General features: G+C 72.1%; 19 protein-coding genes. 2 read left to right on the top strand and 17 right to left on the bottom strand.

Annotated features, from left to right (window positions below; translation table 11 throughout):
• Positions 1-11: 11 nt before the first annotated feature.
• From mnhG to hemE, 16 genes are all read right to left on the bottom strand, one after another.
• Positions 12-347 carry a monovalent cation/H(+) antiporter subunit G gene (gene mnhG, locus ABTW64_RS07855; protein WP_350621025.1) on the bottom strand — a complete coding sequence of 112 codons (336 nt, stop codon included), beginning with the start codon at positions 345-347 and terminating at the stop codon, positions 12-14.
• Positions 347-625, bottom strand: coding sequence for an MrpF/PhaF family protein (locus tag ABTW64_RS07850; RefSeq protein WP_350621023.1), 279 nt, complete (start codon positions 623-625; stop codon positions 347-349). The genes mnhG and ABTW64_RS07850 overlap by 1 nt, the downstream gene beginning before the upstream one ends.
• Positions 622-1,203, bottom strand: coding sequence for a Na+/H+ antiporter subunit E (locus tag ABTW64_RS07845; protein ID WP_350621021.1), 582 nt, complete (start codon positions 1,201-1,203; stop codon positions 622-624). The genes ABTW64_RS07850 and ABTW64_RS07845 overlap by 4 nt, the downstream gene beginning before the upstream one ends.
• Positions 1,200-2,762 carry a Na+/H+ antiporter subunit D gene (locus ABTW64_RS07840; protein WP_350621019.1) on the bottom strand — a complete coding sequence of 521 codons (1,563 nt, stop codon included), beginning with the start codon at positions 2,760-2,762 and terminating at the stop codon, positions 1,200-1,202. The genes ABTW64_RS07845 and ABTW64_RS07840 overlap by 4 nt, the downstream gene beginning before the upstream one ends.
• Positions 2,759-3,364, bottom strand: a complete 606-nt coding sequence (locus ABTW64_RS07835; RefSeq protein ID WP_350621017.1) for an NADH-quinone oxidoreductase subunit K — start codon at positions 3,362-3,364, stop codon at positions 2,759-2,761. The genes ABTW64_RS07840 and ABTW64_RS07835 overlap by 4 nt, the downstream gene beginning before the upstream one ends.
• Positions 3,361-6,336: a Na+/H+ antiporter subunit A gene (locus tag ABTW64_RS07830; protein WP_350621015.1), complete on the bottom strand. Its 2,976-nt coding sequence runs from the start codon at positions 6,334-6,336 to the stop codon at positions 3,361-3,363. Before ABTW64_RS07830 ends, ABTW64_RS07835 begins: the two co-directional genes overlap by 4 nt.
• Positions 6,337-6,475: 139 nt before the next feature.
• Positions 6,476-7,798: a glutamate-1-semialdehyde 2,1-aminomutase gene (hemL, locus tag ABTW64_RS07825; RefSeq protein WP_350621013.1), complete on the bottom strand. Its 1,323-nt coding sequence runs from the start codon at positions 7,796-7,798 to the stop codon at positions 6,476-6,478.
• Positions 7,799-7,932: 134 nt separating this feature from the next.
• Positions 7,933-8,916, bottom strand: coding sequence for a porphobilinogen synthase (hemB, locus tag ABTW64_RS07820; RefSeq protein ID WP_350621011.1), 984 nt, complete (start codon positions 8,914-8,916; stop codon positions 7,933-7,935).
• Positions 8,913-9,818 (bottom strand): uroporphyrinogen-III synthase, encoded by a 906-nt coding sequence (locus ABTW64_RS07815; protein ID WP_350621009.1) that lies wholly within the window; start codon positions 9,816-9,818, stop codon positions 8,913-8,915. Before ABTW64_RS07815 ends, hemB begins: the two co-directional genes overlap by 4 nt.
• Positions 9,815-10,852, bottom strand: a complete 1,038-nt coding sequence (gene hemC / locus ABTW64_RS07810) for a hydroxymethylbilane synthase (protein ID WP_350621007.1) — start codon at positions 10,850-10,852, stop codon at positions 9,815-9,817. The genes ABTW64_RS07815 and hemC overlap by 4 nt, the downstream gene beginning before the upstream one ends.
• Entirely contained in the window at positions 10,849-11,556 is a 708-nt protein-coding gene (gene hemQ / locus ABTW64_RS07805; RefSeq protein WP_350621005.1) for a hydrogen peroxide-dependent heme synthase, read from the bottom strand. The genes hemC and hemQ overlap by 4 nt, the downstream gene beginning before the upstream one ends.
• Before the next feature lie 119 nt (positions 11,557-11,675).
• Positions 11,676-11,963: a hypothetical protein gene (locus ABTW64_RS07800; protein WP_350621003.1), complete on the bottom strand. Its 288-nt coding sequence runs from the start codon at positions 11,961-11,963 to the stop codon at positions 11,676-11,678.
• Positions 11,953-12,384: a phage holin family protein gene (locus ABTW64_RS07795; protein WP_350621001.1), complete on the bottom strand. Its 432-nt coding sequence runs from the start codon at positions 12,382-12,384 to the stop codon at positions 11,953-11,955. Before ABTW64_RS07795 ends, ABTW64_RS07800 begins: the two co-directional genes overlap by 11 nt.
• The gene (locus ABTW64_RS07790) at positions 12,381-12,725 is read right to left on the bottom strand and encodes a hypothetical protein (RefSeq protein ID WP_350620999.1); all 345 of its coding nucleotides are present in this window, start codon (positions 12,723-12,725) and stop codon (positions 12,381-12,383) included. The genes ABTW64_RS07795 and ABTW64_RS07790 overlap by 4 nt, the downstream gene beginning before the upstream one ends.
• 146 nt (positions 12,726-12,871) lie before the next feature.
• Positions 12,872-14,323, bottom strand: a complete 1,452-nt coding sequence (gene hemG / locus ABTW64_RS07785) for a protoporphyrinogen oxidase (protein WP_350620997.1) — start codon at positions 14,321-14,323, stop codon at positions 12,872-12,874.
• Positions 14,324-14,331: 8 nt separating this feature from the next.
• Positions 14,332-15,366 (bottom strand): uroporphyrinogen decarboxylase, encoded by a 1,035-nt coding sequence (gene hemE / locus ABTW64_RS07780; RefSeq protein ID WP_350620995.1) that lies wholly within the window; start codon positions 15,364-15,366, stop codon positions 14,332-14,334.
• Between the two features lie 133 nt (positions 15,367-15,499).
• Here hemE and ABTW64_RS07775 point away from each other — a divergent pair, with 133 nt between their 5' ends.
• Both ABTW64_RS07775 and ABTW64_RS07770 read left to right on the top strand, forming a co-directional pair.
• Positions 15,500-16,780 carry a glutamyl-tRNA reductase gene (locus ABTW64_RS07775; protein ID WP_350620993.1) on the top strand — a complete coding sequence of 427 codons (1,281 nt, stop codon included), beginning with the start codon at positions 15,500-15,502 and terminating at the stop codon, positions 16,778-16,780.
• A 100-nt stretch (positions 16,781-16,880) separates the two neighbouring features.
• Positions 16,881-17,453: an HhH-GPD-type base excision DNA repair protein gene (locus ABTW64_RS07770; RefSeq protein WP_350620991.1), complete on the top strand. Its 573-nt coding sequence runs from the start codon at positions 16,881-16,883 to the stop codon at positions 17,451-17,453.
• A 37-nt stretch (positions 17,454-17,490) separates the two neighbouring features.
• Here ABTW64_RS07770 and ABTW64_RS07765 read toward each other — a convergent pair whose 3' ends face one another.
• A complete protein-coding gene (locus ABTW64_RS07765) occupies positions 17,491-18,120 on the bottom strand; it encodes a GntR family transcriptional regulator (protein WP_350620989.1) in 630 nt (209 codons plus the stop codon).
• Positions 18,121-18,169: the final 49 nt, after the last annotated feature.

Raw genomic sequence — 18,169 nt, 5'->3', positions numbered from 1 at the left:
CGCCGTGCGCCTCAGGCGTCGCGGTCGCGCAGCTCGTCGAGCACGAGGCTCGACTCGTCGATCGTGCCGTTGCGGTAGGCCTGGCGCCCCACCATGTGGGCGCCGAGCGGCGCGGTGGCCATCTGGATCAGCACCACGGGGATCAGCGCGATCACCACGGTCCACGATCGCAGCGACAGGGCGATGGCGATCGATATCAGCAGCAGGCCCAGCACCTGCGGCTTGGTCGCCGCGTGCAGGCGCGAGGGCACGTCGCGGAACCGCAGCAGGCCGATGCCCGCCGTGACGCACAGCAGCGCCCCGAGCAGCACCAGCACGAGCGCCAGGATGTCCAGGACGTCGCCCATCACTGATCCCTCCTGGCCACGAACCGGGCCACGGCGATCGAGCCGAACACGCCGACCGCCGCGATGATCAGCATGACCGGCAGCGTGCGCGTGTGCTGGTTGATCACCATCTCAGCGCCCAGCACGCACAGCACCTCGGTCAGCAGCACGTCGCTCGCCACCGCTCGGTCGAGGATCGACGGACCCACCACGATCCGCACGATGGTCAGCGCCGCGGCGATCGCGAACACCACCAGGATCGCGCCGATCAGCACCGCCTTCACCATGTCGGGGGTCATCCGCGCGCCTCCCTCGGGGCCTCTCGATCGACGCCGCGACCGGCGATCGCGGCCAGGTCGGCACGCGATCCCACAGCCCGCACGATGCGCTCCTCCCACAGCAGCACACCCCGCTTCTGCGCCTCCGCGTCCTCGGCGTCGCGCACGCCGAGGACGTGCAGATACAGGATGCGCCGCTCGCGGTCGGCCTCGACGATGAGCGAACCGGGGATGAGCGATGTCGCGACGCCCGTATGCGTCATCATCAGGTCGGAGTCGGTGCGCAGGGGGACGGCGATGATCGCCGACATCGTCTCGCCCGGCCGGATGGTCTGCCACGCGACCACCACGGAACCTCGCACCACGGCCCACAGGAACGTGACCACGAACACCGCCCCGTGCCACAGATCGACGCGGCCGGAGAGCTCGGCCGTGGGCAGACGGAACACCCGGGTCACGAACACCGCGACGGCGATGCCCGTCAGCAGGGCCAGCCATGTGAACTGGCCCCACAGCATCATCCAGAGCACCACCAGCCACGCGAAGAATGGCAGCTGGTTCCAGAAGCGGCGCGCGTGCGACCGGAGGTCGGGGCTCATGACGACTCCTCCACCTGGCCGAGGTCGACCAGCGAGATCGGCTCGAGCAGGGCCGATCCGATCCGCTCGCAGATGTCGTACAGCGGCCCCGCGAACACGGTCAGCGCGACCGAGACCACGACCATCCCCGCCGTGGCTGCGGTCATGATCCGGGGGATCACGCGACGCTCGCTCACCTCGTCGGCCGCGGGGGCGGTCCCGAGGTGCTGGATCCGGGCCTCGGTCTCGGCAGAGTCGTCCTCCTCGCGCCAGAACGACAGGTTCCACGCCCGCATCAGGGCGTAGAGCGTCAGCAGCGACGTGATCACACCGGCGACGATCAGCGTGTACATGAGGGGTGTGCCGACCTGGGCCGCGGCATCGAACAGCGCGAACTTGCCGATGAAGCCCGAGAAGGGCGGGAGTCCGCCCAGATTGAGGGCAGGGATCAGGTACAGCGCCGCGATCACGGGGGCCGCGCCGAAGAGGCCCTTGACCTTGAGGATCGACGTGCTGCCCGCGCGGCGCTCGATGAGCCCCACCGCGAGGAACAGGGTGGTCTGCACCACGATGTGGTGGACCATGTAGTAGATCGTGGCGCCGATGGCCGCGTCCGTGGCGATCGCGAGGCCGAACACCATGTACCCGACATGGCTCACGAGCGTGAACGACAGGATGCGCTTGAGCTCGGCTTGAGCGACCGCGCCGAGGACGCCGACGATCATGGTCGCGAGCGCCACCCACAGCAGCAGCACGTTCACGTCGCTGTCGGGGAACAGCTGCGTCTCGGTGCGGATGAGCGCGTACACACCCACCTTGGTCAGCAGGCCCGCGAACACGGCCGTGACAGGAGCCGGCGCGGTCGGGTACGAGTCGGGGAGCCAGAACGACAGCGGGAACACCGCCGCCTTCACGCTGAAGGCCACGAGCAGCAGCAGGTGCAGCACGAGCTGCACGTTGTCGGGCAGCTCGGTCATGCGCTCCGCGATCTGCGCCATGTTCACCGTGCCGAGCGCGCCGTAGATCACGGCGATCGCCGACAGGAACAGGATGGACGACACGAGCGACACGACGATGTAGACCACACCGGTCCGGATGCGCGACTCGGTGCTCCCCAGCGTGATCAGCACGTACGACGCGACGAGCAGCATCTCGAAGCCGACGTAGAGGTTGAACAGGTCGCCGGCGATGAACGCGTCGAAGATGCCGGCGGCCAGGATCAGGTACGACGGGTGGAAGATCGACACCGGCGTCTCGTCGTCGCCGTCGGCCGCGCCCTGGCCCACCGAGAAGAGCAGCACCGCGAGCAGCACGACGCTCGACACGGCCACGAGCAGCGCCGCGAGCCGGTCAACGTACAGCACGATGCCCAGCGGCAGCGGCCATCCGGCGACCGAGACCGCCAGCGGCGTGCCGGCGTCGACGATCACGAACATCGCCACGGCCAGGCCGAACGTCACGGTGAGCGTGCCGATCGAGACGCCGACCTGCAGGCGCCGGCGCCGTCCCGCGACGAGCGTGACCGCGGCGCCGATCAGCGGCAGCGCCACGACCAGCGGCACGAGGAGGCTCGGCGTCATGCGCGGCCCTCCTCGTCGGGTCGATGGCTCTCGGGGTCTGGATCGCTGTCGGGGTCGGGCACGGCCCCCGGATCGGGATCGTCCGGGGCCGGACGGCGGTATTCCGACACCGGCATATCCACGGGAGCGTCACGCAGCAGACCCAGCGCGGCGGCACCCTCCATAGGCCGCAGGGGCGACGCGACAACGTCGACGAAGTCGGTCGTCGCCTCGTCCCCCGCGCCCTCGGCTCCCAGCACGCGCTCGGCCTCCGCCGCACGCATGCGCAGGGCGAGGTCCTCGGCGTCGTCCTCCACGAGGTCGGCCTGGCCGAGCTGCCATGACCGGTAGATCAGTGCCAGCAGGAAGGCGCTCACGGCGAACGTGATCACGATCGCCGTGAGCATCAGCGCCTGCGGCAGCGGATCGCTCTGCATGCCGGGATCGCCCGAGAAGGGGGCGATGCCGGGGAAGCCCATCACGATCAGCAGCAGCAGGTTGCTGGCGTTGCCGAGCAGCAGGAAGCCGATCAGCACCCGCGTCAGGCTGCGCTCGAGCATCGCGTACACGCCTGCCGCATAGAGCACGGCCATGATGATCACCAGGGTCAGCGAGACGCTCATCGGGCGCCTCCCGACTCGCTCGGCACGCTGGCGCGCCAGGGGCTGTCGGTGCCCTTCATCTGCCGGTCGACCTCCGCGCCGAGGCTGCGCAGCACATCGAGCACCAGCCCGATCACGACGAGGTACACGCCGATGTCGAAGAACGTCGAGCTGACGAACTCCACGTGCCCGACCAGCGGCAGCTCGGCCTCCCACACGGCGCGCGTGAGCGGGTCGAGGCCCAGCACCAGGGGCGCGATCGCCGTGCCGACCGCCATCAGCATGCCGGCGCCCAGCAGCCATCCGGCATCCGTGGGCGCGGCGACACCGAGCTCGTAGCGGCCGCCCGCGACGTAGCGCATGACCAGCGCCATGCCCGCCACGAGGCCGCCGGCGAAGCCGCCGCCCGGCAGGTTGTGGCCCGCGAAGAGCAGGTAGATCGAGACCACGATGATGGTGTGGAAGAGGATGCGCACCACGACCTCGAGGATGATCGAGCGCGACTCGGCGCTCATCTTCTGCCCGCCCACGAGCCATGCGCGCGGATGCCCCCGGGTGTGCTCGCTCTGCACCTCGATGCCGCCCGTGGTCTCGACCAGCGGCCGGCGCGCGCCGATGAGGCGGGCGCGCGGCTCGCGCTTCACGCCCGACAGCCCCCGCGTGAGGCGCTGCAGGCTGTCGCTGCGGTCGGTCACGAACACGAGCGAGGCCACGCCGGTGGCCGCCAGGATCAGCACCGAGAGCTCGCCCATGGTGTCCCATCCGCGCAGGTCGACCAGCGCGACGTTGACCACGTTCTTGCCGTGCCCGATCTCGTACGCCAGGTGCTCCCAGTCGGTCGAGACGGGATCGTGGATGCGCGCGCTCGTGGCGATCACGACGAGCGCCGCCATCGTGACTCCCACCGCGGCGGCGAGCAGCGCGCGCAGCACCGGGGCCGACGTGCCGTTGTGCGCGCCCATGCGCGAGGGCAGGCGGCGCAGCACCAGCGCGAAGGCGATCAGCGTGATCGCCTCGATCAGCACCTGCGTGAGCGCGAGGTCCGGTGCGCCGTGGGTGGCGAACAGCGCGACCATGCCGAGGCCCGTCACGGCCGCCAGCACGACGCCCGTGTAGCGCTTTCGCGCCCGCACGGCGATGTATGCCCCGGCGATCATGAGCGGCGCGACCGCCAGCTGCACCGGATCCTGCCATGCGTCCAGCTCGATCCGCCATTCCGGCGAGGCGAACAGCACGACGCCCTCGCCGACGACCAGCACGATGAAGATCGTCGCGACGTAGATCGGCAGCGAGCCGCGCTGCGTGACGCTGGTGACCGCCACCGAAGCCCGATCGACCGCACGGGTGATCGCGTAGTACGCATCGGCCGCCGTGAACCGCACGATGCGGCCGGTCATGTCGAAGCCGGTCGCCCGCACGAGCCACAGGATGCCCGCACCGCCGGCCAGCGTCACGAGCGACAGCACCAGCGCAGGGCCGAGACCGTGCCACAGCGCGAGGTGCGCGTCGTGCTCGGCGACCGGCTGCACGCCCGCGGCCGTGTCGGCGTAGGCGGCAAGGAGGGTGTCGAGCAGCGGCGCGACCAGTCCGCCGGCCAGGCCGAGAGCCGAGAGCACGAGAGGAACGCCCAGGAAGCCGATGGGAGGGTCGGGCCACTCCGTGCGCGTGCGCGCGGCGCCGTGCGCGTCCCGCTTCGTCCAGAACGCGCCCCACAGGAAGCGCGCGCCGTATGCCACGGTGAGCATCGATCCCAGCACGACGCCGATCAGGGCCGCGATACCCCATCCCTCGCCCGCTGCGGCGGCGTCGAGCAGCGCGACCAGCGCGCCCTCCTTCGCGACGAAGCCGAGGGTGGGCGGGATCCCCGCCATCGACGCGATGGCGACGAACGAGATCACCGCCATGACGGGCGCCTGGCGGCCGACCCCTGAGAGCTCGTCGATGTCGCGGGTCGACAGCTGGCGGTCGATCACGCCCACGACGAGGAAGAGCGTCGACTTGAACAGCGCGTGCGCCAGCAGCAGCGCGAGGCCCGCGAGCGCGGCGTTGCGCGTGCCGTACCCGATCACCACGGAGATGAAGCCGAGCTGGCTCACGGTGCCGAACGCCAGGATGCGCTTCAGGTCGCTCTCGCGCAGCGCCTGCACGCCGCCGAGCAGCATCGTGAAGACACCGAGCGTCACGATCACCGGACGCCACGGGTCGGCGTCGCCGAACACCGGCGCGAAACGGCCGAGCAGATAGATTCCGGCCTTGACCATCGCCGCGGCGTGCAGGTACGCGCTGACGGGCGTGGGCGCCGCCATGGCTCCGGGCAGCCAGAAGTGGAACGGGAAGATGGCCGACTTGCTCAGCGCGCCGACCAGCAGCAGCACGAGCGCGACGCTCACGAGCGGTCCCGTCGGCGGGTCCTCGAGCATCGTGCTCAGGCTCGTCGTGCCCGCCGTGGCCGCCAGGATGACGACGCCGACCAGCATGACGAGGCCGCCCAGCGTGGTCACCAGCAGCGCCTGCAGGGCGGCACGGCGGCTGGCGGCGCGCAGGTGGTAGTGCCCGATCAGCAGGTACGACAGGATGCTCGTGATCTCCCAGAACATCACGAGCATGACGATGTCGTCGGTCAGCACCAGCCCGTACATCGCCCCGGCGAAGGCGAGCAGCACGCTCGAGAACCTGCCGAGCCCCTCGTTCTTGCCGCGGAAATACCAGCGGCAGTAGATCATCACGAGCGCGCCCACGCCGCTCACCACGAGCGCCATGACCCAGCCGAGCGTGTCCATCCGCATCGAGATCTCGATGCCCAGCGGACGGATCCACTCGTATGCCGCGAACGGGATGTCCCCGCCGAGCACGCGCGGAGCCATCCAGACGGCATGTGCCAGGGCCGCGAGCGGGAACACGGCCGCGACGTAGAACACCCGCGCGCCGAGCGGCTTCACGAGGAACGTCACGACGAGGGATCCTGCGGCGAACGCGAGCAGGAGAGGCAGCATGGGCGTCTCCTCGGGCTCGTCGGGCGTAAGCGGCGGCTCAGGCAGGCGGAAGGTGTCCGTCCATCCTACGGGGACTTCTGCCCCCCGGGCCCCGGAGAGCGGCACCTTCTGCTCAGCGCCTCCTGGCGCCGCTGCGCGTTCAGCCCATCGCGGTCGCTGCCGCGCGCGCGGCGGCGGGCAGCGCGTCGGCGACGCGGGCGAGCGCGGTGTCGTCGTGCGCGGCCGTGAGGAACCATGCCTCGAACACGCTCGGCGGCAGTGAGACGCCGGCCTCGAGCATCGCGTGGAAGAACGGTCCGTAGCGGAACGCCTGCTGGGCCTTGGCCTGCGGATAGTCGCGGGGTGCCTCGGCGGCGAACACGGGGTTGAACAGGTTGCCCGCGCGCGAGATCGCGTGCTCCACGCCCTCCGCGGCGAGCGCGGACGTGACGGCGTCGACCACGCGGTCGGCCGCGGCGTCGACCGCCGCGTAGACCTCGGGGGTCGCGAGCTGCAGCGTCTTGATGCCCGCCGCGACGGACAGCGGGTTCCCCGAGAGGGTACCGGCCTGGTACACCGGGCCGACCGGCGCGAGCTGCTCCATGACCGCGGCCTTGCCGCCGAGGGCGGCGAGGGGCATGCCGCCGCCGATCACCTTGCCGAACGTGATGATGTCGGGCTCGTATGCCCCGCCCGCCTCCACCTGGAGCCCCCAGTAGCCCGCCGGCCCGACGCGGAAGCCCGTGAGCACTTCGTCGAGGATGAGCAGCGCGCCGTGCTCGTGCGCGATCGCGGCGAGACCGGCGTTGTAGCCGTCGGCGGGCCGCACGACCCCCATGTTGGCGGGCGCGGCCTCGACGATGATCGCCGCGATCTGGTCGCCGCGCTCCGCGAAGATCTCGCGCACCGCGTCGAGGTCGCCGTACGGCGCGACCACCGTCTGCGCCGCGATGGGTGCGGGCACACCGGCCGTGCCGGGCAGAGCGAGCGTCGCCAGGCCGGAGCCCGCTGCCGCGAGGAGGCCATCCGAGTGCCCGTGGTAGTTGCCGTCGAACTTGATCAGCAGGTCGCGCCCCGTCACTCCCCGCGCCAGGCGGATGGCGGTCATGGTCGCCTCGGTGCCGGTGGACACCAGGCGCACCTGCTCGACAGGGTTCAGCCCGCCCGCGGTCACCCGCTCCGCGACCAGCGCGGCCAGCTCGACCTCGCCCTCGGTCGGGGCTCCGAACGACAGGCCGCGCGAGGCGGCCTCGCGCACCGCCTCGACCACCTCGGGATGCGCGTGCCCCAGCAGCGCCGGCCCCCACGACGCGACGAGGTCGACGTACTCGCGCCCCGCGGCATCCGTGATGTACGGGCCGCGCGCCGACTGCACGAAGCGGGGCGTTCCGCCCACCGACCCGTACGCCCGCACGGGCGAGTTCACGCCCCCGGGGATGACCTCACGGGCATGGGCGAACAGGGTCTCGTTGCGATCGGCCATGCCTCCATTGTCCCAGTCGACGCTGGGCGCTCGGCGACGTCCCTCGACAGGAGATCTCGCGTACGACGGAGCGGATCATCCGGAGATCTGCGGCGGAGCCGATTTCTCCTCCCGAAGCGGTCCGGTCGCGCCGCCTACAGCTCCTCGCGCAGCCAGCCGGCGGCCTCGGCCGCCCAGTAGGTCAGGATCGCGTCGGCGCCCGCGCGGCGGATGCCGAGCAGCGACTCCAGGATGGCGCCACGGCGGTCGATCCAGCCGTTCGCGGCGGCGGCCTCGATCATCGAGTACTCGCCCGACACCTGGTACGCCCACACGGGCACGTCCACGGACGCGCGCGCGTCGGCCAGCACGTCGAGGTACGGCAGCGCCGGCTTGACCATGACGACGTCGGCACCCTCCTCGACGTCGAGGAGCGCTTCCTTCACACCCTCGCGTCCGTTGCCGGGGTCCAGCTGGTACGTGCGCCGGTCGCCCGTGAGCTGCGAGTCGACCGCCTCGCGGAACGGGCCGTAGAACGCGCCGGCGTACTTCGCCGAGTACGCCAGGATCAGCGTGTCCGTGAGCCCCTCGGCATCGAGCGCATCGCGCACCGCCGCGACCTGGCCGTCCATCATGCCCGACAGGCCCAGCAGCGCCGACCCGGCACGCGCCTGCGCCACACCCATCGCTGCGTAGCGCTCGAGCGTCGCGTCGTTGTCGACCGACCCGTCCGCGGCGAGCACGCCGCAGTGACCATGGTCGGTGAACTCGTCGAGGCACAGGTCGGTCTGCACCACGAGCGCGTCGCCCACCTCGGCCACGACCGCCTCGGTCGCGACGTTCAGGATGCCCTTCGGGTCGGTCGCCCCCGACCCCTGGGCGTCCCGCACCGCGGGCACCCCGAACAGCATGACGCCGCCGATGCCGGCCTCCGCCGCCTCCACGGCCGCGCGCCGCAGCGAGTCGAGCGTGTGCTGCTGCACCCCCGGCATCGAGGCGATGTCGACGGGTGCGTCGATGCCCTCGCGCACGAACATCGGCAGCACGAGCTGCGACGGCACGAGGTGCGTCTCGCGCACCAGCCGCCGCACCGCGGGCGACTGGCGAAGACGACGCGGGCGGTGGGTGGGGAAGCTCATCGAGAGGTCTCCTGGCGCGTATCGTCGACGACCGTCTCGATCACGGCTGTCGGCGCGGGGTCGATGCGGATCGTCCCGGTCGGCACCGGGCCCGTCGCCGGCACGGCGAGGGCCTCGGGGGTCGGCTCCGGCACGGGCAGATCCGCGAGGGCGTGGATCAGCGAGTCGATCGTCTGCTCGGGCGCGATCATGTGGATGGGTAGGCCCAGCAGATCGGCGTCGTGCGCCGTGCGCGGTCCGATCGCGGCGATCACCGTGGCTTCCGGGATCTCGGGGAACTGCTCGCGCACCTGCTGCGCGACCGAGCCGCTCGTGACCAGGATGGCGTTGATCCGACCGTTGCCCACGTCGCGCACGACGTTCTCCTTGGCCGGCACGCCCACCGTGCGGTAGGCCACGACGCTGCGCACGTCGTGCCCGGCCTCCATGAGCATGTTGGTCAGCACGGGCTTGGCGATCTCGCTGCGCAGCGTCAGGATGTGGCGCGGCTCGGGCTCGAGCTCGTTCATCTGACGTGCCATGCCGGCGGCCGAGTTGTCGCTGTCGGGCACGAGGTCGACGCGGTATCCCACGGCGCTCAGCGCCGCGGCCGTCGTCTCCCCTACCGCGGCGACCTTGGTCGTCTCGGGGATCTTGGCCTGATAGGCGTACAGCACGTCGACCGTGGTCGCGCTCGTCACCGTGACCCAGTCGAACCGACCGGCCGCCAGATCGGCGAGCGCGGTCTCGAGCGTGGCCGAGTCGTCGGTGGGCGCGAAGTTGATCAGCGGGGCGATCACGGGCACCGCGCCCCGGGCGCGCAGCGTCGCGGCGACGCCGTCGCCCCAAGGGCCGCCGCGGGGCACGAGGACCCGCCAGCCGGTCAAGGGCTTCTCCGGGCGTTGAGTGGAGGCTGTGTTCATGAGGAGGATGACTCTCGGGGTACGAGGTCGGCCGCCCCGCGTTCGAGCAGCCGACGTGCGATACCCGAACCGATATCGCGCGCGTGGTCGATCTGATCCACGCCATCGGCAGCATCCGCACCGTTGCCGCTGCCTTGACCCTGAATATACTCCCCCGTCGGCGTGTCGGATGACACGGGCTCCGACAGCTCGATCTCGATCGCCCGCTCGCCGCCCACTCCGTACACTGCGGCGCGCACGTGCAGCGCGTCGCCCTCGAAGCGCGCGTGCACCCCGACGGGAGCGTGGCATCCGGCCTCGATGCCGCCCAGCACCGCCCGCTCGACCGTGACCGCGAACCGGGTGCGCGCGTCGTCCAGGCGCCGGATGGCGTCGAGCAGCTCGGCGTCGGCGTCGGCACGCGTCTCGACCGCGAGCGCCCCCTGTCCCGCGGCCGTCGGCCACGCGTCGAGGTCGCGCGGCTCGAAGATCAGCTCGGTGTCCGGGCCCAGCCGGTCGAGCCCGGCGGCGGCCAGCACGATCGCCGCCAGCTCGCCGTCGACCACGCGCTGCATGCGCGAGTCCACGTTGCCGCGCAGGTCGTGCAGCGCGAGCCCCGGATTCGCGCGCAGCACCTGCGCGATGCGGCGCGGCGATCCGGTGCCGACGATCGATCCGGCCGGCAGCTGCTCGAGGGGCGTGCCGTCGCGCGTCAGGATGACGTCGCGCGCGTCGGCGCGCGACGGATGCGCCGCGAGGACGAGCTCATCCGGCTGCGCGGTCGGCAGGTCCTTGAGCGAATGCACGAGCAGGTCGCACTCGCCGGCCAGCAGCGCCTCGCGCAGCCGGGTCGCGAACACGCCCGTGCCGCCCAGCTGCGACAGCGAGCCCCGGTTGGTGTCGCCCTCCGACACGATCTGCACCAGCTCGACCGGTCGTCCCGACACCTGCTCGAGCGCCCGCGCGACGTGACCCGACTGGGTCATCGCGAGCGCGCTGCGACGGGTGCCGAGCCGGATGGGCCGGGCCTGGTTCGCGACCATGTCGGGCGTCACTGCAGGATCTCGGCGATCTCGCTGACCTCGATGCGGCGGCCCGTGAAGAACGGCACCTCCTCGCGCACGTGACGACGCGCCTCGGTGTAGCGCAGCTCGCGCATCATGTCGACGAGGTCGGTGAGCTCGTCGGCCTCCATCGGCAGCATCCACTCGTAGTCGCCGAGCGCGAACGAGGCCATCGTGTTGGCCGTGACCCCGCGGAACGCGGCGCCCTTGCGGCCGTGGTCGGCCAGCATCGCGCGGCGCTCGTCCTCGGGCAGCAGGTACCACTCGTAGCTGCGCACGAACGGGTAGACAGTGAGCCACTGCTTGGCCGGGATGCCGCGCAGGTAGCCGGGCACGTGGCGCTTGTTGAACTCGGCGTCGCGGTGCACCGCCATCGCGTTCCACGTCGGCAGGAGCGGGGCCAGCAGATCGGTGCGGCGCAGGCGGCGCACGGCGCGCTGCAGGTCCTCGGCGACGGGACCGTGGATCCAGACCATGAGGTCGGCGTCGGCGCGCAGGCCGCTGACGTCGTAGAAGCCTCGCACGGTGACGCCGCCGTCGGTCAGGAACGCGACGATGTTCTCGAGCTCGATGGCGTCGGCCGCGATGACGGGACGGTCGGGGTTGCGGCGCCAGACGGCCCAGAGGCTGTAGTTGTCGCCGACGACCTCGGGCTCGGTCGTCTCGGCGGAGGGAGCGTGGTTCGGGTCAGCCATGCCTCCATCCTGCTCCTCGGGCTGGCGGGGGCCAAACCGCTCGCATCACGACTGGCTACCGAAACGCCCGAGGCGCCCATCCATCGGGAAGGGCGCCTCGGGGCCGTGAGAGCGAGGGGTCAGCGGGCGATGAGCCGCGCGATCCCCCACATGGCGGTGCCGACGGCCACGGCCACGCCGGCCGCCGCGGCGATCGCCGCGACGGGCTGCCGTCGGGCGAACGCCCGGGCCTTGACCGCCCCCGCCTCGATCTTCTCGGAGGCGCGCGCCGGCAGATTGGCCTTGTACTCGATCGCCGCGAGCGCCGCCGCCAGCTCGGCGCGAGCGCGCTCGACGGGGTCGGTGATGCCGCTCGGCACGACCGTGCGGGGCGTCTGGCTGGTGTAGCGCAGGGTCTCAGTACTCACTGGCGGCCTCCTTCACGATCTCCACGTCGGTCTTCGCGGCCGTCAGAGGGCTCTCGCGCTGGCCGATGCGGCGGTAGAAGACATAGCCCGCGAATCCGGCGGCGATCGCGAGCACGATGCCCACCCCCATGACGATGAGCGCCGCGGCCCAGACCGGAAGCCACAGCGACAGCAGCGCGATCAGGAACGTCAGGAACACCGGCACGACCCAGGCGATGAAGAACAGCGCCACGAACATCAGGCCCGTGCCGATGCCCGCGTCCTTGGCCGTCTTGACGAGCCAGCCCTTGATGGCGTTGAACTCCGCGACGATCAGGTTCTTCACCAGCTGGGGCACGTCGCCGACGAGCGTGAACAGCCCGTCGTCGGCGCGGTCCCGCACCGCCGAAGCCCCGCCGCGGCGAGGCGGCTGCATCGTCATTTCGCGCCAGCCGCCTTCGAGGTCTCGTCGTCGGTCGCCTTCTTGACGTCCTCCGCCGCGTCCTTCGTCGCGTCGATCGCGGCATCCAGCTTGCTGCCGGGCGTCCCCTGCTTCGTGGCCGCCTTCGCGACGCCCATGGCGCCGTTCCAGGCCGCCCGCGGCAGCGCCATGGCGCTCGACGTCGCGAACTTCTTGGCCTTGCCGACCTGCTCCTGCACGGGGTCGAGGTTCCAGACCTTCAGGGCCTGGGTCTTGATCTGCTCGTACCGTCCACGACCCGCTCGCGTGCCGAGCACGTAGCCCGCACCGAGGCCGATCACGAGTCCCAACTTGCCCCTCATGGGTGTCTCCTCACGTCGTTCGGAGGGCCGCGCCGCGCGCGGACCCGGTGGCTCGTTCTGCCTGCGTCCCTCCACAGGCTATCGCCGTATGCCCTTCTGGGCATCCGCTTGCGGTGGGCACTGCGACCCGCTAGAGCCGCCGCGCCTCAGTCGAACAGCACGCCGCGACGGAGGCGGTCGGCCTCGGCCACGGCATCCGGCACGACCTGCGCGAGGCCCGTGCCCGCGAGCCACGCCCCGACGACGCCGAGAGCGGCGGTGCCCCGGATGGCCTCGCGCGTGCGGTCGGTCTCGGCGCGCAGCCCGATGGTCGCCGCGGGCTGCGACTGCGCGAAGCGCTCGATCGCGAAGCCCCGCAGCTGTGCGGTGGCGAGCGGCACGCCCAGCATGGCGCCGGCCTCCTCCAGCGCGAGCGCGGCGATCTTCTCGTCGTCGAGCCCCTCGGTCACGGGCGCCTCGCCCTGCGAACCGAACGACACCCGCACCACGTGATGGGCGCCGGCGCGCTGCGCGACCCACTGCCACTTCGCCGTCGCGTGCGTCAGCGCCTTGGCCCGGAAGCTGCCCGGCACCGTCAGCACGCCGGTTCCGCGCGGACAGGCATCGAGCTGGGGCGCGTCCAGCACGAGCGTCACGATGTGCACGGCCGGGCCGGGCCGGGCCGGCTCGTCCGTCAAGCCCGGCACGTGCGGCGCCAGCAGGCGGCGGGCTGCGGCCTCCTCGGCTGCGACCACCACGACATCGGCCTCGACCGGCTCGGCGTCGTCGACCGCGATCTCGACCTCCCAGGCCGAGCCCGGGCGCCGCAGCGCGGCGACCGGCGTGCCGGTGCGGATCACGACATCCGCCGTGGCGAGGTCGGCCGCGAGCGCGTCCACCAGCCGCCCCATGCCCCCGTCGATCCCGAGCACCGCGGCGCCGGGCGCCTTGCCCTGCCGCGGCGCCGCCAGCTCGGCGACCGCGCCGGTGAGCGACCCGGCCCGCGTGAGGGCCGCGTTCAGGCCCGGCGCCGCGACGTCCACATCGATGTCGTCGGGATGCGCCGAGTAGACGCCCGTGGTCACGGGGGCGACGAGGCGCTCGAGCACCGCGCGCCCGAGGCGCGAGCGCACAAGGCGGCCCAGGCTGTGCTCGTGGCCGATGGTCAGCGGGGGGCGCAGCCGATCGAGGTAGGCGCGCCAGGCGCCCGGCCATCCGATGACGGCGCGCACGTCGTCGGCGAAGGGGTTGGCCGGGATGCCCAGCACTCCCCCCTTCGGCAGCGGGGCGGCCCCGCCGCGGGGAAGTCCCGCGAGCCACGCGCCCCCGCCGTTCGGCTGCACCACCGCCGCGCCGAGACCGAGCTCGTCGACCAGCCGGCGCACGTGCCCGCCGCGGGTCGCGAAGCTCTCTGCGCCGAGGTCGAGCGGGATGCCCGCCACCTCGCCCGACCGGATGGCCCCGCCCACGCGGTCGCGCGCCTCGAGCACGGTCACGCGCATCCCGACCTTGGCGAACTCCCGCGCGGCGACGAGGCCGGCGATGCCGCCGCCGACCACGACCGCGTGGTTTGCGTGGGCGCGGTCGTAGAGCTTTCCGAGCGGCGCGTCGACGGACATCCGGTCTCCTAGAGCGCGTGCGCGAGCTCGACGATGCGCGTCAGCACCGCCGGGTCGGTCTCGGGCGGCACGCCGTGCCCGAGGTTGACGATGTGCGCGCGGGCCTCGCGACCGCGGGCCATCACGTCGCGCACGTGCGCCTCGAGGATCTCCCAGGGCGCGCCGAGCAGCGCCGGGTCGATGTTGCCCTGCAGCGTCGTGTCCGGGCCCACCAGCGCCGCGGCCTCGTCGAGCGGCAGGCGCCAGTCGACGCCCACGGCCGCGGCCACGCCGTCGAGCCGCATGTCGCCGAGGAACGGCCCGGTGCCCACGCCGAAGTGGATGACGGGCACCGGCAGGTCCGTGACCGCCGCCTTCGAATGGGGCGCGACGAACTCCCGGAAGACATCCGGGCGCAGCGAGCCCGCCCACGAGTCGAACAGCTGCACGGCCGACGCGCCGGCCTCGATCTGCGCTTCCAGGAACGCGCGGGACACCGCCGAGAGCCATCCGGCGAGCCGGTGCCACGAGCCGGGGTCGGCCTGCATCATGGCGCGGGCGCGCAGGTGCTCCTTCGACGGTCCCCCCTCGACCAGGTAGGCGGCGAGGGTGAAGGGGGCCCCGGCGAAGCCGATGAGCGGGGTGCCGGTCTGGTCGAGCTCGGCCACGGTCAGCTTCACGGCCTCGCGCACCGGGTCGGCGGCCGCGGCCACCTCGGCCGGGTCGATGGAGGTCACGCGGGCCACGTCGGCGGCGCTGCGCACGGGCGACGCGAACACCGGCCCTCTCCCCGGCTCGATCTCGACCTCGACGCCCGCCAGGCGCAGCGGCACCACGATGTCGCTGAAGAAGATGCCCGCGTCCACGCCGTGGCGCCGCACGGGCTGCAGCGTGATCTCGGCGGCGAGGTCAGGGGTCAGGCAGGCGTCGAGCATGCGGGTGCCGACACGCAGCTCCCGGTACTCGGGAAGCGAGCGTCCCGCCTGGCGCATGAACCAGATCGGGGCGGTGTCGGGGCGATCGCCCCGGAGGGCTCGCAGCAGGGGCGCGTCGGCATGGGGCATGGCCTCATTATCTTCGCTCACGCCCCCGTATCCGCTGGGCACGACATCGGCGACGTCTCTCGACGTCGAAGCATCCGGTCCCACATCCAGGCGGGGTTCAGCCCCGCGCTTCGACGGCGCGTAGAATCGAGACGTGCTGCTCTGTGTCACCGCGAGTCATAAGACCGCGCCCTTCGACGTTCTCGAGCAGCTGTCCACCCCCGGCGCCGACAAGATCGCGCCGCTGATCGCCCCGGCCGTCGACGGCGTGGTCGTGCTGTCGACGTGCAACCGGGTCGAGGCGTATGTCGAGACCGAGCGCGATGACAGCGCCGAGCTCATCGCCGAGGCCATGCGCGCGGCATCCGGGCTCGCCCCCGAGGAGTTCGCGGGCGCCTACTCGGTCAAGACCGGCGCCAAGGCCGCCGAGCACCTGTTCGCGGTCGCCGCGGGGCTCGAGTCGGTCGTGATCGGCGAGGGCGAGATCGGCGGTCAGGTGCGCCGCGCGCTGACCGAGGCGCGCCAGCAGGGCACCACCACGAGCGACCTGGAGCGGATGTTCCAGCGCGCCACCGAGACGCAGAAGGCCATCAAGAACGCCACCGCGCTCGGCCGCGCGGGCCGTTCGCTCGTGCGCCTCGCGCTGGAGCTGACCGACAGCCGCCTGGCCGACTGGACGGCCCAGAAGGTGCTGCTGGTGGGCACCGGCATGTACGCCGCGGCCACGATCGCCGCGCTGCGCGACCGCGGTGTCACCGACATCACGGTGTTCTCGCCCTCGGGACGCGGCGCCAAGTTCGGCGCGAAGTACGGCATCGCCCACACCACGCGCGCCGCCCTCGTCGAGACCGCCATCCGCAGCGACATCGTCATCACCTGCACGACCAGCGACGAACCGGTCGTGACGCCCGCCACGATCGAGGGGCTGGCGAAGCCGCTGTTCGTGATCGACCTCGGCATGCCTCGCAACGTCGACCGCGCGGTGGGCGACGTGCACGGGGTGACGCTGCTCGACCTCGAGACCATCCGCCTGCACGCCCCGCTCGAGGAGCTGCAGGCCACCGACGCGGCCCGGGCCATGGTGAAGGATGCCGCGACCCGCTTCGCCGAGGTCGCGCGCGGCCGCAGTGCGCAGCCGGCGATCGTCGCGCTGCGCGAGCACGTGTTCGACCTGCTCGAGGCCGAGATCGGCCGCAGGCCCGAGGCCGAGGCGGCACTGCGCCACCTGGTCGGCACGCTGCTGCACACCCCCACCGTGCGCGCCGCCGACTACGCGATGCAGGGCCGCGCCGACGAGGTGTTCGCCGCGATCGAGACGCTCTTCGGCATCGACGCCCGCCCGGCCGTCGTCCCGGTCGACGCGGAGGCGCCCGGGGAGGCCGAGGCGCCCGAGGCGGCATCCTGCCCGGTCACCGGCGCGATCGCGACCTTCTGACGGCGACATCCCATCCGTCCGGCGGCATCTCATCCATCGGGATGTGATCTCGCGCGACGGGTGTGATCTCCCGGGCGGGCCCCTCTGAAAAGATGGATCCATGGCTCTGCGAATCACCGGCGACGAGGCGGCCGACGCCCTGCTGACCGACAATCCCCTGGCGTTGCTGATCGGGATGCTGCTCGACCAGCAGATCGCGATGGAGACGGCGTTCACGGGGCCGGAGAAGATCCGGCAGCGCATCGGCTCGGTCGACGCCGCGACGATCGCGGGCTACGACCCCGACTCCTTCACGGAGGCGTTCCGGCAGTCACCCGCGGTGCACCGCTTCCCGGGCTCGATGGCCGATCGCGTGCGCACGCTGTGCCAGGCGGTCGTCGACGAGTGGGGCGGCGACGCCGCGGCGGTCTGGACGCGGGGAGAGCCGGACGGCACGGAGGTGCTCAAGCGCCTGAAGGCCCTGCCCGGCTTCGGCGACCAGAAGGCGCGCATCTTCCTCGCGCTGCTCGGCAAGCAGTACGGCTATGACGGCGCCGGATGGCGCGAGGCGGCGGGAGCCTACGGAGAGGAGGGCTCGTTCCGCTCGGTGGCCGACATCACGAGCCCCGAGACGCTCGCCCAGGTGCGCGAGTACAAGCGCGCCGCGAAGGCCGCCGCCAAGGCGAAGACCTGAGCGTCAGCGCCGGATCCAGCGCCCGGGCCGGACCGGGTCAGGCGATGCCGTGCATCCGCCGGACCGCGAGCTCGGCGGCATCGGCGTCGCGGGATGCCACGGCGTCACGCAGGCGCTCCCGCTGGCACGCGATACGGCGCATCAGCTCGTCCTCCGGCATGCCGCGGGTGATGCGGGCCACGAAGTAGGACAGGTCGCTGCCGCGTTCGAACACGTCGTTGCCGCTGCACGACCGCGCCAGGCCGAAGAAGGCCGCGCCCACTTCGAGGCTCTTCTCGACACCATCGGCGGCGACCAGCTCGTCGAGCAGGGCGACCGCTCGGGCGTGCTGATCGGCGGTCATCCGGATGGTGGCCATCCGGACGGCGGCGCCGTGCAGATAGCCGGCGTACTCGATGCCGGCGGCGATGCGCTCGGGCGAGAACTCCGTGACGCGGGTGTAGCGGCTGGCCGCGGTCTCGACGAGGCCCGCGCGTTCGAGCCGTTGCAGGGCCTCACGGATCGGCATGCGAGAGACGCCGAGCTGCTCGGCCAGCACGTGATCGCGCAGCAGCTCGCCGGGGGCGAGCACGCCGTCGACGATCGCATCGGCGAGGCGCTCGAAGGCGAGGTCGGAGAGTCGGGGGCCGCGGTTGGTGAGGGGCGCGGTGAGGTCGAGGGCAGTCATGGCGGTCCGTTCTCGGTACGCAGAAGCCCCTCCCCTGAATACCAGTCTA

It is taken from the genome of Microbacterium sp. NPDC096154, assembly GCF_040302945.1.
In the GTDB taxonomy this organism is placed as follows: Bacteria; Actinomycetota; Actinomycetes; order Actinomycetales; family Microbacteriaceae; genus Microbacterium.
The sequence above is the reverse complement of the archived record's forward strand: the minus strand, read 5'-3'. Positions and strand labels throughout refer to the sequence as shown.

Bases quoted from the DNA above. Each gene is read 5' to 3' on its own strand.
- mnhG (WP_350621025.1), bottom strand. From the start codon at position 347: ATGGGCGACGTCCTGGACATCCTGGCGCTCGTGCTGGTGCTGCTCGGG.
- ABTW64_RS07850 (WP_350621023.1), bottom strand. From the start codon at position 625: ATGACCCCCGACATGGTGAAGGCGGTGCTGATCGGCGCGATCCTGGTG.
- ABTW64_RS07845 (WP_350621021.1), bottom strand. From the start codon at position 1,203: ATGAGCCCCGACCTCCGGTCGCACGCGCGCCGCTTCTGGAACCAGCTG.
- ABTW64_RS07840 (WP_350621019.1), bottom strand. From the start codon at position 2,762: ATGACGCCGAGCCTCCTCGTGCCGCTGGTCGTGGCGCTGCCGCTGATC.
- ABTW64_RS07835 (WP_350621017.1), bottom strand. From the start codon at position 3,364: ATGAGCGTCTCGCTGACCCTGGTGATCATCATGGCCGTGCTCTATGCG.
- ABTW64_RS07830 (WP_350621015.1), bottom strand. From the start codon at position 6,336: ATGCTGCCTCTCCTGCTCGCGTTCGCCGCAGGATCCCTCGTCGTGACG.
- hemL (WP_350621013.1), bottom strand. From the start codon at position 7,798: ATGGCCGATCGCAACGAGACCCTGTTCGCCCATGCCCGTGAGGTCATC.
- hemB (WP_350621011.1), bottom strand. From the start codon at position 8,916: ATGAGCTTCCCCACCCACCGCCCGCGTCGTCTTCGCCAGTCGCCCGCG.
- ABTW64_RS07815 (WP_350621009.1), bottom strand. From the start codon at position 9,818: ATGAACACAGCCTCCACTCAACGCCCGGAGAAGCCCTTGACCGGCTGG.
- hemQ (WP_350621005.1), bottom strand. From the start codon at position 11,556: ATGGCTGACCCGAACCACGCTCCCTCCGCCGAGACGACCGAGCCCGAG.
- ABTW64_RS07795 (WP_350621001.1), bottom strand. From the start codon at position 12,384: ATGACGATGCAGCCGCCTCGCCGCGGCGGGGCTTCGGCGGTGCGGGAC.
- ABTW64_RS07790 (WP_350620999.1), bottom strand. From the start codon at position 12,725: ATGAGGGGCAAGTTGGGACTCGTGATCGGCCTCGGTGCGGGCTACGTG.
- hemG (WP_350620997.1), bottom strand. From the start codon at position 14,323: ATGTCCGTCGACGCGCCGCTCGGAAAGCTCTACGACCGCGCCCACGCA.
- hemE (WP_350620995.1), bottom strand. From the start codon at position 15,366: ATGCCCCATGCCGACGCGCCCCTGCTGCGAGCCCTCCGGGGCGATCGC.
- ABTW64_RS07770 (WP_350620991.1), top strand. From the start codon at position 16,881: ATGGCTCTGCGAATCACCGGCGACGAGGCGGCCGACGCCCTGCTGACC.
- ABTW64_RS07765 (WP_350620989.1), bottom strand. From the start codon at position 18,120: ATGACTGCCCTCGACCTCACCGCGCCCCTCACCAACCGCGGCCCCCGA.